Source organism: Arthrobacter sp. CP30, from assembly GCF_053470025.1.
Genome location: NZ_JBQEMM010000005.1, coordinates 1 through 13748 on the forward strand (window position 1 = coordinate 1; position 13748 = coordinate 13748).

Here is a 13748-nt window from a genome sequence, read left to right on the forward strand (position 1 = left end):
GAAGCCCCCTCAGCGCTTCGTCGACGGACGGCTCTGAGTAGCCATCGAGTGTCATGACAGTGAGGAAGTAGCCCGCCGCGCGTGCTGCTTCCTGGATGCCCATCAGTACGTTGGAGGGGCCGTACTGTCCCAGCTCACCGGCGAGGACACCGAAGGAATGGGTTCTACCCGTGGCAAGCCAGCGAGCCGCAGCATTCGGTCTGTAGTCGAGTTCAGTAATTGCGGCGCGAACCCTGGCCCTGGTGGCTTCACTAACGTTCGGATGGCGATTGACCACACGGGACACCGTCTGATGGCTCACCCCAGCCAGAGTCGCCACGTCCGTGAGGCTCGGCCCCCGCAGAGCACTTACATCAGTCATCAACGCCACCCTCCTGCTCGGGTCCAGTATGCATGAATGGCGACAGCTCCCTCCTACAACGTTGCAGACCGGACGGTAACGGCGGCGTTACGAAAGTGTGACTCAGAACACTTGACGCAGGAATTGTTAGCGTTCACACTCGGTCGCAGGGCATGACGCCCACGCAGCAAAGATGGTGCAAATGCTTCTTGCTGTGATCCACATTTCAGGAGGCAGCAGTGTTCAAGAAATCTTTCGTCCCGGTTCTCGCCGTGACCGCCCTGGTTCTCACCGGCTGCGGTGGAGGCACCGATGCCGGCAGCGGCGGCGGGTCGGGTGACGGCATCACCATGGGCTTCGCACAGGTGGGAGCCGAGAGCGGCTGGCGTTCGGCGAACACCAAGTCGATCCAGGACTCGGCGGAGGAAGCAGGCGTGGACCTCAAGTTCTCCGACGCCCAGCAGAAGCAGGAGAACCAGATCAAGGCGATCCGCTCCTACATCCAGCAGCAGGTGGACGTCATTGCTTTCTCCCCCGTCGTGGAATCGGGCTGGGACACGGTGCTCAAGGAAGCCAAGGACGCTGGTATCCCCGTCATCCTCACCGACCGCGCGGTCGACTCCGCCGACACCTCGCTCTACAAGACGTTCCTGGGGTCCGACTTCGTGGAGGAGGGCAAGAAGGCCGGCGATTGGCTGGTCGAGGACTCGGCGTCCACCGAGGGTCCCGTGAACATTGTGGAGCTGCAGGGGACCACGGGAGCAGCACCGGCGATCGACCGCAAGGAAGGTTTCGAAGCTGCGATCGCAGCTGACCCGGACCTCACCATCGTGGAATCCCAGACCGGTGACTTCACCCGTAGCGGTGGCAAGCAGGTCATGGAAGCGTTCCTGAAGAACACCCCAGACATCGATGTCGTCTACGCGCACAACGACGACATGGGGCTCGGTGCCATCGAAGCCATCGAGGCTGCCGGCAAGGTACCGGGCAAAGACATCAAGATCATCACCGTCGACGCGGTGAAGGATGGGATGACGGCGCTGGCCGAGGGGAAAATCAACTACATCGTCGAGTGCAACCCCCTCCTCGGCGAACAGCTGATGGACCTCGCAGCGAAGGTCGTCGCCGGCGAGGAAGTGCCGGCCCGCGTCGTGACCGAGGAGTCAGCGTTCACTCCCGAGCAGGCCAAGGAAGTCCTCGCCAGCCGCGAGTACTAAGCCCCTTGACTGGTTTCGTCCGTCAAGAAGCCGGCGGACGGACTGCCGACGAAAGGTATGCGGTGGGCGGCAGCCCACCGCATACCACCACAGGAAGATGCAAACATGAATGAGATCGTCCCCGTCGTGGACATGAGCGGTATCTCCATCGAGTTCCCGGGGGTCAAAGCGCTCGACGGCGTGAACCTTCGTCTGTTCCAGGGTGAGGTCCATGCGCTCATGGGCGAGAACGGCGCCGGTAAATCGACGCTCATCAAAGCCCTGACCGGCGTGTACGCGATCGACAGCGGCACCATCACCGTCCTCGGCAGGGAGCACAGCTTCACGACCCCCGCCGAAGCTCAGGAAGCTCGGATCAGCACCGTCTACCAGGAGGTGAACCTCTGCCCGAATCTCTCGGTCGAGGAGAACATCCTCCTCGGTCGGGAGCCGCGTCGTCAGGGACGGATCCATTGGCGCGAAGTCCGCCGACAAGCGCAAGACGTACTCGAACAACTTCAACTGGGGCACATCAACCCAGGCTCCGTGCTGTCCTCCCACTCCATCGCCATCCAGCAACTGGTCGCGATCGCCCGCTCGGTCCAGGTCGACGCAAAGGTGCTGATCCTGGATGAGCCGACGTCCAGCCTCGACGCCGGCGAGGTCCAACAACTCTTCGAAGTTATTCGCTCCCTGCGTAACCGTGGCGTCGCCATCCTCTTCGTGTCCCACTTCCTCGAACAGGTCTACGAGATCTCCGACCGCATGACCGTGCTGCGCAATGGCCGGCTCGTGGGCGAGTACATGACCCGTGAGCTGCCCCGCATGTCGCTCATCTCCAAGATGATGGGTAAGGAACTCGACGCCCTGACCGAACTCGACCAGGCCGAACCCCGCCTCAGCCACGACAGGGCCGGCTCCACACCGCTCCTGCAGGCGGAGAACCTCGGCAAGAAGGGATCTGTCGAGGGCATCACCTTCAGCCTCCACCCCGGAGAAATCCTCGGATTTGCGGGCCTCCTAGGTGCTGGTCGGACAGAGACCGCACGCCTGCTCTTCGGAGCGGACCGCGCAGACCAGGGGCACCTGAGTATCAGCGGCACCGAACAAAGCCTGCGCACTCCCCGCACCGCCATCGACCACGGCATCGCCTTCTCCTCCGAGAACAGGAAGGAGGAGGGCCTGATCGGAGACCTGTCCGTCAAGGACAACCTCGTCCTGGCGATGCAGGCAACCAAAGGGTGGCTGAGAAGGGTACCCAGCCATCAGCAGGACCAGCTCACCGAGGAGTTCATCAAGACCCTGGACATCCGGCCTGCGAACAAGGACGCACTGATCCGCAACCTCAGCGGCGGGAACCAGCAAAAGGTCCTCCTGGCACGCTGGCTGATCACGAACCCCAAACTTCTCATCCTCGACGAGCCGACGCGTGGCATCGATATCGGCGCGAAGACCCAGATCCAGAAACTCATCAGTAACCTCGCCGCCGACGGCATGTCGATCATCTTCATCTCTGCCGAACTCGAGGAAGTCCTGCGCCTCAGTGATCACATCGCCGTCCTCAAGGACCGCCGCATGGTCGCCGACCTACCCAACGACGGAGTCACCATGGAAGACGTCATGACGATCATCGCGGGATCCGCCGCATGAACGCGATCTTGAAACACCGCCTCACCTGGCCGGTCCTTGCCCTCGTGCTCCTGCTTCTGCTAAACCAAGTCTTCCGCGCAGACTTCCTGTCCGTCCGCATTCAGGACGGCCACCTCTACGGCAGCCTGATCGACATCCTCCGCAATGGCGCCCCCACCATCCTCATTGCGCTCGGTATGACCCTCGTCATCGCGTCCCGCGGCATCGACCTGTCCGTGGGAGCCGTGGCCGCCATCGCGGGAGCCGTCTCCTGCACCTACATCTCCACCTCCGCCGACCCAACCTCGCTGCAGACCGCCGCAGTAGCAGTCGCCCTCGCGGTCGGAGCGGGATTGATCCTCGGACTCTGGAACGGAGTTCTCGTCTCCATCATCGGCATTCAGCCCATCATCGCCACCCTTGTCCTCATGACGGCCGGGCGCGGCCTGGCGCAACTGGTCACGGACGGGCAAATCATCTCCGTGTCCAACGACCCCTACCAGGCGATCGGTGCGGGCTTCTTCCTGGGCCTACCCATTGCCATCCTCATCGCCGCCGCTGCCTTCATCATCGCCGGGCTCCTGACCCGTCGCACCGCCCTCGGCACCCTGATCGAAGCCGTCGGCATCAATCCCGTCGCGAGTCGACTCGCCGGCCTCAACGCCAGGAACATCACGTTGACCGTCTACGTCTTCAGCGGATTGTGCGCGGCGGTCGCCGGCCTCATGATCAGTTCCAACGTCACCGCAGCCGACGCGAACAACGCCGGTCTTTACATCGAGATGGACGCCATCCTCGCCGTCGTCATCGGAGGGACGTCGCTTGCGGGTGGCCGGTACAGCCTCATCGGGACACTTGTCGGGGCGCTGATCATCCAGACCCTCACCACCACCGTCTACACACTCGGCATACCCCCGGAGGTCACGCTCGTGTTCAAAGCACTGGTCGTCATCATCGTGTGTCTGCTGCAGTCCACCAAGGCACGAACGCTGCTCAAGCAACGCAAACGCCCCATCACGGCGACGTCCGACGTGAAAGTAGCCATCTGATGTCGACCCTGACCCGCACCCCGGCACCTCTGACACGAACCCGCATCAGCAAACTGGAAGGTAAAGCCCGCTACGCCCCCACCCTGGCGACCGTAGGCCTGTTCCTGGCGATGTTCGCCGCCGGCGCGGTCATGTATCCGGGATTCCTCTCCGGTCAGGTCTTCCTCAACCTCCTGGTCGACAACACCTTCCTGATCGTGCTCGCCGTCGGAATGACATTCGTGATCCTCACCGGCGGTATCGATCTGTCCGTTGGATCCGTTGTAGCGCTTTCCATGATGATCGCGGCTTCTCTCCTACAAGCCGGCTGGAACCCCGTCGCAGTCATCGCCCTAGTCCTCCTGACCGGAGCCACCTTCGGACTCCTCATGGGCCTCGTCATACAGGTCTTCGAGATCCAGCCGTTCATCGTGACACTGGCCGGGCTCTTCCTCGCCCGCGGCCTCTGCTACGTGATCAGTGTCGACTCCATCACCGTCACGGATCCCTTCTTCACCGCCATGGCTCAGGCCCGCATCCCCCTCGGCGGCCGGATGTTCATCTCCCCCGGAGTCGTCATCGCACTCCTCGTGGTGGCTCTGGCGGTCTACCTGCTACACCAGACCCGCTTCGGTCGCACCGTCTACGCCATCGGTGGCGGAGAATCGTCAGCCCTCCTGATGGGACTGGCCGTGCCCCGCACCAAAGTTCTCGTCTACGGCATCAGCGGACTGTGCTCGGCCATCGCCGGCATCCTTTTCTCCTTCTACAGTCTCTCCGGGTACAGCCTCGCAGCAACTGGATTGGAACTCGACGCCATCGCCGCCGTCGTCGTCGGCGGCACGCTTCTCACCGGCGGCTACGGTTACGTCCTCGGATCCCTCGCGGGCGTCCTCATCCTCGGCATCGTGCAAACCTTCATCTCCTACGAAGGCACCTTGAGCTCGTGGTGGACGCGGATCGTCATCGGCGCTCTGCTACTCGCCTTCATATTGCTGCAGAAACTCTTCTCCCGGAAGGTCAAACTCACCTGATCGGCGAACGAGGCGCGCTCCGGGAGATCCTCGACCCGGTGTGCCGTCGAGGGCGCGATACCCCGGCGGCACACCGATGTACAGATCGGATAGTAGAGCTGGCTGCTCGATAACTGACCTTCTGTAAAGCTAGCTTGACGGGACGGAACCACGATAAAACTTGTTTCGATCGACTACCGCTGGTCAAGGCGCTGGGGACATCTCTCTGGGCTGCCAGCCATTGCAGCGTCGAGTTGCGAGCCTCTGCAGAAAGTACCCGGATGGATGATCTGGATCAGTACGACGGCGCCGCCGGCAGCCCGAAGTGCTCCTCGAGGGTCCGGGTCCCGGCGTCCTGCATGGCGAGCGAGACGTCCCGTCCCACGAAGCGGAAGTGCCACGGCTCCGCCGAGAACCCGGTGGTCCCGTCGGAGCCGAGCGGGTAGCGGAGGATGATCCCGTACTCGGCGGCGTTCTCGGCCGCCCACCGGGCCGCCGCGGTGCCCGCGAAGCAGGAGACCAGCGTGCACGCGCCGTCCGCCTGGCCGATGTCGAACGCGAGCCCGGTCTGGTGCTCCGAGTGCCCCGGCCGCGCGGAGACGGTGTCCGCGCCGGCCTGGTCACCGTACTGACCCACCCAGTACGCGTAGGTGGACTCCTGGTTCGCGTAGGACCGGTACCCGCTGACCAGGACGAGGCCGACGCCGTCGGCCGACGCGGCCGCGAACATCTCCTCCACGGCAGTGGCGGTGTCCGGCCGGAGCAGGCCGTTGTCGGTGGCCGTCGCGACGTCCGGCTGCCGCAGGCCTGACGGCGCGAAGTCGACGGGAACCAAGGGCCGGCGCTTGTTGACGACGACGTCGGTGGCTGCCGGATCCAGGTGCGTGTCGGAACTGCGGGCGGGAGCCGCCGGCGACGGCGTCGCGCGTCCTGCGGCCGCCGTGTCCTCCGTCACGGCGGGACCCGGGGTGCGCTGCGCGGGCGCGGGGAGCACGCCGGGTGGCGCCGGCAGGTCTGCCGCGCCCTGGGGGATGCCGGCCGGGGCGGACGCGGCCGCCGTCGAAGTATCGGCCGCCAGGACATCAGCGGCGGGGGAGGAGCAGGCCGAGAGGCCGACGGCGAGCACGAGTGCCGCCGCCAGCGGTGCCGCCCGCACCGTCAGGTCTTCCGCAGGAGCATGCGGCGGACGGAGTGGTCCGCATCCTTGGTGAGGACGAGCTGGGCGCGCCCGCGCGTGGGCAGCACGTTCGCCACCAGGTTGGGCTCGTTGATGCGCTCCCAGATGTCGGTGGCCTTCAGCCGTGCTTCCTCGTCGGTCAGTGTGGCGTACCGGTGGAAGTAGGACTCCGGGTCGGCGAACGCGCTGGAGCGCAGCGACTGGAAGCGGTTGACGTACCACTGCCGGATGTTGCTGGTCTTCGCATCGACGTAGATCGAGAAGTCGAAGAAGTCGCTGAGGGCGAGCCCGGTGATGCCGTCCGGCCTCGGCCGGGCGGGTGCGAGCACGTTGAGCCCCTCGACGATCAGGACGTCCGGCCGCCGCACCACGACCTCCCGACCGGGGACGATGTCATAGGTGAGGTGCGAGTACCAGGGCGCGGTGACCTCGGCGGCGCCGCTCTTGACCTCGCTGACGAACCGCAGCAGGCGGCGCCGGTCGTAGGACTCCGGGAAGCCCTTGCGCTGCATCAGGCCGCGCCGTTCGAGTTCCGCGTTCGGGTAGAGGAAGCCGTCCGTGGTGATCAGTTCCACCTCGGGGGTGTCCGGCCACCGCCTCAGGAGCTCCCGCAGCACCCTCGCCGTCGTCGATTTGCCGACCGCCACGGACCCGGCGACGCCGATCACGAACGGCGTGCGCGTCGTGGTCTCGCCGAGGAAGGTGTTGGTGGCCGCGTGGAGCCGGCCGGCCGCCGCGATGTAGAGGTTGAGGAGGCGGGAGAGCGGGAGGTAGACCTCCCGGACCTCGTCGAGGTTCAGCGCGTCCCCGAGACCGCGCAGGCGCTGCACGTCCTCCATGTTGAGCGGGCTCTCGATCTCATGGGAGAGCCGGGACCACATCTGGCGGTCCAGTTCGACGAACGGTGTGAAGGATTCGGCACTGGTGGCCTGCTGCGTCCCCGTGCTTCTGTCACTCACCCGACGATTCTGCCCGGTGGCCTGCGCAAGAACAAACACGGCCCCCGGTACGCTTGGACCCATGTGTGGAATTGTGGGGTATGTAGGCCGGGACCACGGCCAGGGATCATCGGCTCTCGAATCGGTCGCTCCGGCGTTCGATCAGGAAGCGGCGGACGCGCGGCACGGGGCGCTCGACGTCGTCATGGAGGGGCTCCGGCGCCTGGAGTACCGCGGGTACGACTCGGCAGGCGTCGCCGTGATCACGCCGGCCGGCATCGAGTCGCGGAAGAAGGCGGGGAAGCTCACCAACCTCGTCGCGGAACTGGCAGCGGACCCGCTGCCGCGCTCGCTCACAGGGATCGGCCATACGCGCTGGGCGACCCACGGCGGACCGACGGACCAGAACGCGCACCCGCACCTCGCGGACGGCGACCGGCTCGCGCTGATCCACAACGGCATCATCGAGAACTACGCCGAGCTGAAGGCCGAGCTGACCGGTGAGGGGCTGACCTTCCTGTCCGACACCGACACGGAGGTGGCTGCCGGCCTCGTCGGCTACATCTACCGCGGACTCGTCGACAGCGGTGTCCAGGGCGACGTCCTGACCCTCGCCCTGCAGCAGGCCTGCCAGCGCCTCGAGGGCGCCTTCACCCTCCTCGCCATCCACCAGGACCAGCCGGGCGTCGTCGTCGCCGGCCGCCGCAACTCGCCCCTCGTGGTGGGGCTGGGCGACGGCGAGAACTTCCTCGGGTCCGACGTCTCGGGCTTCATCGACTTCACGCGCCGCGCCGTCGAGCTCGGCCAGGACCAGATCGTGACGATCACGCCCGACGCCGTCGCGATCACCGACTTCTTCGGCGCGCCCGCCGAGGGCACGGAGTTCCACGTCAGCTGGGACGCCGCGGCCGCCGAGAAGGGCGGCTTCGACTCCTTCATGGAGAAGGAGATCCACGACCAGCCCGACGCCGTCGGCCAGACGCTTCTCGGCCGCTCCGACGTCTCCGGGAACCTCGTCCTCGACGAACTGCGCATCGACGAGTCGATCCTCCGCTCGGTCGACAAGATCGTGGTGCTCGCCTGCGGTACCTCCGCGTATGCCGGCCAGGTCGCCAAGTACGCGATCGAGCACTGGTGCCGTATCCCCACCGAGGTGGAGCTCTCCCACGAGTTCCGGTACCGCGACCCGATCGTGAACGAGAAGACCCTCGTGGTGGCCATCTCGCAGTCGGGCGAGACCATGGACACGCTCATGGCCGTCCGCTACGCCCGCGAGCAGGGTGCCAAGGTGGTCGCCATCTGCAACACCAACGGGTCCACCATCCCGCGCGAATCCGACGCCGTCCTCTACACGCATGCCGGACCGGAGATCGCCGTCGCCTCGACGAAGGCGTTCCTCGCCCAGATCACCGCCGCCTACCTGCTGGGCCTATACCTGGCGCAGCTGCGCGGCAACAAGTACCGCGACGAGATCGCCGACGTGCTGACCGACCTGTCCGCCATCCCGGCGAAGATCCAGGCGATCCTCGACGACGCCGATAAGATCAAGCAGCTCGGCGCAGACATGGTGAACGCGAAGTCGGTGCTGTTCCTCGGCCGCCATGTCGGCTTCCCCGTGGCCATGGAGGGTGCGCTCAAGCTCAAGGAGCTCGCGTACATCCACGCAGAGGGCTTCGCCGCCGGCGAGCTCAAGCACGGACCGATCGCCCTGATCGAGGAGGGCCAGCCCGTCGTCGTGGTCATGCCGTCCTCGAGCGCCCGCGACTCCCTGCACGCCAAGGTCGTCTCCAACGTCCAGGAGATCCGCGCCCGCGGCGCCGTGACGATCGTGATCGCCGAAGAGGGCGACACCTCGGTGGAGGCCTATTCCGAGCACGTCTTCTACGTGCCGGCCTCGCCGACGCTGCTGGCACCGCTGCTGACCACCGTCCCGCTCCAGATCTTCGCCCTGGCCCTGGCCAGCGCGAAGGGCTACGACGTGGACCAGCCGCGCAACCTGGCGAAGTCGGTCACGGTTGAGTAGATCCGTCGGGATGCCGCCGCGGCTCCGTGCCGCGGCGGCACCGTGCGGGGCGTCCTGGTGATCGTCGGGATCGGCGTCGACGTGGTCGACATCGAGCGCTTCCGGAAGCAGCTCGAACGTACCCCCGCCCTCCTGGAGCGGCTCTTCGTACCGTCCGAGCGACTGCTGAACACGCGGTCCCTCGCCGCGCGCTTCGCTGCCAAGGAGGCCATCGCGAAGGCGATCGGCGCTCCCGTGGGGATGAACTGGCAGCACTGCACCATCGACGTCGACGCAGCGGGTGCGCCCTCGGTCGTCGTCGACGGGACGGTGGCCGACGCCGCCCGCGCCCGCGGGGTGGAGACGTGGCACCTGTCCATCAGCCACGACGGCGGCCTCGCCACGGCGATGGTCGTCGCAGAAGGCCATACACCGTCGGGCACCAGATAGTAACCGTACTGATGACCGGCCCGCGAACCGCTAAGCTCGACCATATGCTTGAAGCTTTCTCCGGGGGAGACGTCCGCGCCGCGGAAGCTCCCCTCATCGACGCCGGGCAGGGTGACGCCCTGATGCAACGGGCGGCGCACGGGCTGTTCGGCGTCGCGCTCGGGCTGCTGCGTGAGGCCGGCCGCAGCACCTACGGCGCCACCGCCGTCGTCCTCGCAGGCAGCGGCAACAACGGTGCGGACGCCCTGTACGCGGGTGAGCGGCTCCTCCGCCGCGGCGTCGGCGCCACGGCCGTCCTCCTGTCGCACCGCGTGCAAACCGCCTCGCTCGATGCCTTCCTCCGTGCCGGGGGCACGAGCGTCAGACTCGACGACGGCGCCGACGCGGAAGCGCTCGCCCTCCACGCCGCCAGTGCCGACCTCGTCCTCGACGGCATCATCGGCACGGGCTCGGGCGGGAACCTGCGCGGCACCGCCCGGAGCTTCGTCGAAGCCTTCACCACCGTCGCCGGACCCCGAGGACGGCGGACTGCGCTCGTGATCGCCTGCGACCTGCCGAGCGGGATCGGCGTCGACACGGGGCGCGTCGACGGACCGGTCATCGGCGCGGACGCCACCGTCACGTTCGGTGCCGCCAAGCCCGGACTCCTGCTCGGGGACGGTGCCCTGGCGGCGGGGGAGCTGAACGTCGTCGACCTCGGGCTGGATCTCTCCGCCCTCACCCCCGCGGTCCGGAGCCTGCTCGACGCCGATGTCGCCGCCCTCCTGCGCCGTCCCACGGCCCAGGACCACAAGTACTCCCGCGGGGTCCTCGGCGTCGCCGCCGGTTCGGCCCGCTACCCCGGCGCTGCGGCCCTGGCCGTCGGCGCGGCGATCGCCACGGGTCTCGGCATGGTCCGCTATCTCGGTCCCGACGCCGTCGCGGCCCTCGTCCACCAGCGCAACCCCGAGGTGGTGGCCTCCGGCGGTTCCGTCGGCGAGGCCCGGTCGCAGGCCTGGCTCGTGGGTCCGGGCGCCGTGGACGACGAGGACCAGCGCGTGCGCGCCGTCGAGGCGATCGCCGCCGGACTGCCCGTGGTGGTGGATGCCGGTGCGCTCTCCGAAGTGCCCGAGCGCGTGGGACCCCAGGTGATCCTGACTCCCCATGCCGGTGAACTCAGCCAACTGCTTGCCGGGCGCGGTGTCGACGCCGACCGGGCGGCCATCGAGGCCGAGCCCGCGCACTATGCTCTCCGCGCAGCCGAGATGACCGGCGCCACGGTGCTGCTCAAGGGCTTCACCACCGTCGTCGCGGCGCCGTCGGGCACCCTGTTCGCGCAGACCGACGCGAGCCCCTGGTTGTCCACCGCGGGCTCGGGTGACACCCTCGCGGGCATCATCGGGGCGCTCGCCGCGACCCTGGCCGAGGACGACGACGCCGCCGGTCGCGTCGGCGTCGCGCAGGAGGACCTCTGGGCGGCGGCCGCGGCCGCCGGGGCACTGCTGCACGGCCGTGCCGGACAGCGGGCCGCGCTGCGCGGACCCGTCGTCGTCTCGACCCTCCCGTCGGACATCGGAGCCGTCGTCGCCGACCTCCTCGAAGGGCGTCGCCTAGCCGCCGTCCCGTAGGAGAGGGTCGACGCCGTTGACCGCGTCGACAGACGAATGCGCTATGTATGGAGCAGGCGCTCCGGGGCACCAGGACCCCGGAGACTGCGAGCACCACCGCCACGGCCCCGAGGGGATCGTGGCGTATGACACCAAGGAGAACCAATGGAACTATGGCCCGGCGATGCTTACCCCCTGGGAGCCACCTATGACGGCACCGGCACGAATTTCGCGCTGTTCAGCGAGATCGCGGACTCCGTGGTCCTCTGCCTCTTCGACGACGACGGCACCGAGACGTGCGTCGAGCTGAAGGAGGTCGACGGCTACGTGTGGCACGGCTACCTGCCGCACGTGACCCCGGGCCAGAAGTACGGCTACCGCGTGCACGGCCCCAACAATCCGGCCGAGGGACACCGCTGCAACCCGAACAAGCTCCTGCTGGATCCCTATGCGAAGGCGATCTCCGGTGACCTGGACTGGGACCAGGCCCTGTTCGGCTACAACTTCGGTGACGAGCACTCGGTCAACAACGAGGACTCCGCCGCCCACATGATGCTCGGCGTCGTCGTGAACCCGTTCTTCAACTGGGACGGCGACCGCATGCCGCGGACGCCCTACCACCAGTCCGTCATCTACGAGGCCCACGTCAAGGGCCTCACGCAGCTGCACCCGGACATCCCCGAGGAGCAGCGCGGTACCTACGCCGGCGTGGCGCACCCGTCCGTCATCGCGCACCTGCAGAAGCTCGGCGTCACGGCGATCGAGCTCATGCCCGTGCACCAGTTCGTGAACGACAGCACGCTGCAGGAGAAGGGCCTCTCGAACTACTGGGGCTACAACACCATCGGCTTCTTCGCGCCGCACAACAAGTACAACTCCTCCGGCGACCAGGGTGAGCAGGTCCAGGAGTTCAAGGCGATGGTGCGCGAGCTGCACCTCGCCGGCATCGAGGTCATCCTCGATGTGGTCTACAACCACACCGCCGAGGGCAACCACATGGGCCCCACCATCTCGATGCGCGGCATCGACAATGCGGCGTACTACCGCCTGGTGGAGGACGACAAGCAGTACTACATGGACACCACCGGCACCGGCAACTCGCTGAACGTCGGCAACCCGCACTCCCTGCAGCTGCTCATGGACTCGCTGCGCTACTGGGTCACCGAGATGCACGTGGACGGTTTCCGCTTCGACCTCGCCTCGGCCCTGGCCCGCGAGTTCTACGAGGTGGACCGGCTCTCGGCCTTCTTCGAACTCGTCCAGCAGGACCCGATCGTCTCGCAGGTGAAGCTCATCGCCGAGCCGTGGGACGTCGGCCCCGGCGGCTACCAGGTGGGCAACTTCCCGCCGCAGTGGACCGAGTGGAACGGCAAGTACCGCGACACCGTGCGCGACTTCTGGCGCGGCGAGCACTCGAGCATCGGTGAGTTCGCCTCGCGGCTCACCGGCTCGGCGGACCTGTACGAGCACTCGATGCGCCGCCCCGTCGCGTCCATCAACTTCGTCACGGCCCACGACGGCTTCACCCTGCGCGACCTCGTCTCCTACAACGAGAAGCACAACGAGGCCAACGGCGAGGACAACAACGACGGCGAATCGCACAACCGCTCCTGGAACGGCGGGGCCGAAGGGCCCACCGATGATCCCGAGGTCCTCGCGATCCGGGTGCGCCAGCAGCGCAACTTCATCGCCACCCTCCTGCTCTCGCAGGGCGTGCCGATGCTGCTGCACGGCGACGAGCTCGGCCGTACGCAGGAGGGCAACAACAACACCTACTGCCAGGACTCCGAGCTCAGCTGGGTGCACTGGGACAAGATGGACCAGCCGCTGCTCGAATTCACCGCGGCCGTCAACCGGCTGCGGTCCGAGCACCCCACGTTCCGCCGCCGCCGCTTCTTCGACGGACGCCCCGTGCGCCGCGGCGAGGGCGAGGCGCTGCCGGACATCGTGTGGCTGGACACCGCCGGCGAGCTCATGGCCCCCGAGGACTGGGACAGCGGCTTCGGCCGTTCGATCGGTGTCTTCCTCAACGGCCAGGGCATCCAGGGGCGTGACGCCCGCGGCCAGCGGATCGTCGACGCCAACTTCCTGCTGTACTTCAACGCGCACGACGAGGCCGTGGACTTCACGATCCCCTCGGACGAGTACGGGACGTCGTGGGACGAGGTGATCGACACGGCCGGCAAGTACGCGGACAGTGAGGCGATCCCGGCCGGCAAGACCATCGCGGTCGAGGGGAAGTCGATGGTCGTCCTGCGGGCGCACTCGGAGGTCGAGGACCTCGACCACTCGGTCGCGGCGTCCCTGGCCATCCTCGCCAACGAGGTCACGGCGAAGACCGGCACCCCCTAGCACCACCCGGCACCACGCAGCACCACGGGGTGCACCC

Annotated in this window: 11 protein-coding genes; 8 read left to right on the top strand and 3 right to left on the bottom strand. The window is 67.0% G+C overall.

The window, feature by feature from the left end; genetic code table 11:
• The coding region (locus tag ACTIMO_RS08295) for a LacI family DNA-binding transcriptional regulator (protein WP_448182111.1) at positions 1-301 on the bottom strand (301 nt) is incomplete at its 3' end.
• A 278-nt stretch (positions 302-579) separates the two neighbouring features.
• Here ACTIMO_RS08295 and ACTIMO_RS08300 point away from each other — a divergent pair.
• The 4 genes from ACTIMO_RS08300 (at position 580) to yjfF (ending at position 5227) form a co-directional block, all read left to right on the top strand.
• Complete coding sequence (locus ACTIMO_RS08300; protein WP_448182112.1) at positions 580-1557, top strand: ABC transporter substrate-binding protein; 978 nt, start codon at positions 580-582, stop codon at positions 1555-1557.
• Positions 1558-1662: 105 nt separating this feature from the next.
• Complete coding sequence (locus ACTIMO_RS08305; protein WP_448182113.1) at positions 1663-3186, top strand: sugar ABC transporter ATP-binding protein; 1524 nt, start codon at positions 1663-1665, stop codon at positions 3184-3186.
• Positions 3183-4214: an ABC transporter permease gene (locus ACTIMO_RS08310; protein ID WP_448182114.1), complete on the top strand. Its 1032-nt coding sequence runs from the start codon at positions 3183-3185 to the stop codon at positions 4212-4214. Before ACTIMO_RS08305 ends, ACTIMO_RS08310 begins: the two co-directional genes overlap by 4 nt.
• Positions 4214-5227: a galactofuranose ABC transporter, permease protein YjfF gene (yjfF, locus tag ACTIMO_RS08315; RefSeq protein ID WP_448182115.1), complete on the top strand. Its 1014-nt coding sequence runs from the start codon at positions 4214-4216 to the stop codon at positions 5225-5227. The genes ACTIMO_RS08310 and yjfF overlap by 1 nt, the downstream gene beginning before the upstream one ends.
• 274 nt (positions 5228-5501) lie before the next feature.
• Here yjfF and ACTIMO_RS08320 read toward each other — a convergent pair whose 3' ends face one another.
• Positions 5502-6362, bottom strand: coding sequence for a D-alanyl-D-alanine carboxypeptidase family protein (locus ACTIMO_RS08320; protein ID WP_448182116.1), 861 nt, complete (start codon positions 6360-6362; stop codon positions 5502-5504).
• A 2-nt stretch (positions 6363-6364) separates the two neighbouring features.
• Complete coding sequence (gene coaA, locus ACTIMO_RS08325; protein WP_448182117.1) at positions 6365-7342, bottom strand: type I pantothenate kinase; 978 nt, start codon at positions 7340-7342, stop codon at positions 6365-6367.
• Between the two features lie 61 nt (positions 7343-7403).
• Here coaA and glmS point away from each other — a divergent pair, with 61 nt between their 5' ends.
• The 4 genes from glmS (at position 7404) to glgX (ending at position 13711) form a co-directional block, all read left to right on the top strand.
• Entirely contained in the window at positions 7404-9344 is a 1941-nt protein-coding gene (glmS, locus tag ACTIMO_RS08330; RefSeq protein WP_422390380.1) for a glutamine--fructose-6-phosphate transaminase (isomerizing), read from the top strand.
• Positions 9345-9401: 57 nt separating this feature from the next.
• A complete protein-coding gene (locus ACTIMO_RS08335; RefSeq protein WP_055769276.1) occupies positions 9402-9773 on the top strand; it encodes a holo-ACP synthase in 372 nt (123 codons plus the stop codon).
• A 44-nt stretch (positions 9774-9817) separates the two neighbouring features.
• A complete protein-coding gene (locus ACTIMO_RS08340) occupies positions 9818-11380 on the top strand; it encodes a bifunctional ADP-dependent NAD(P)H-hydrate dehydratase/NAD(P)H-hydrate epimerase (protein ID WP_448182118.1) in 1563 nt (520 codons plus the stop codon).
• Between the two features lie 144 nt (positions 11381-11524).
• The gene (gene glgX, locus ACTIMO_RS08345; protein WP_055768216.1) at positions 11525-13711 is read left to right on the top strand and encodes a glycogen debranching protein GlgX; all 2187 of its coding nucleotides are present in this window, start codon (positions 11525-11527) and stop codon (positions 13709-13711) included.
• Positions 13712-13748 lie beyond the last annotated feature (37 nt).

Bases quoted from the DNA above. Each gene is read 5' to 3' on its own strand.
- ACTIMO_RS08310 (WP_448182114.1), top strand. From the start codon at position 3,183: ATGAACGCGATCTTGAAACACCGCCTCACCTGGCCGGTCCTTGCCCTC.
- yjfF (WP_448182115.1), top strand. From the start codon at position 4,214: ATGTCGACCCTGACCCGCACCCCGGCACCTCTGACACGAACCCGCATC.
- glgX (WP_055768216.1), top strand. From the start codon at position 11,525: ATGGAACTATGGCCCGGCGATGCTTACCCCCTGGGAGCCACCTATGAC.
- glmS (WP_422390380.1), top strand. From the start codon at position 7,404: ATGTGTGGAATTGTGGGGTATGTAGGCCGGGACCACGGCCAGGGATCA.
- ACTIMO_RS08305 (WP_448182113.1), top strand. From the start codon at position 1,663: ATGAATGAGATCGTCCCCGTCGTGGACATGAGCGGTATCTCCATCGAG.
- ACTIMO_RS08340 (WP_448182118.1), top strand. From the start codon at position 9,818: ATGCTTGAAGCTTTCTCCGGGGGAGACGTCCGCGCCGCGGAAGCTCCC.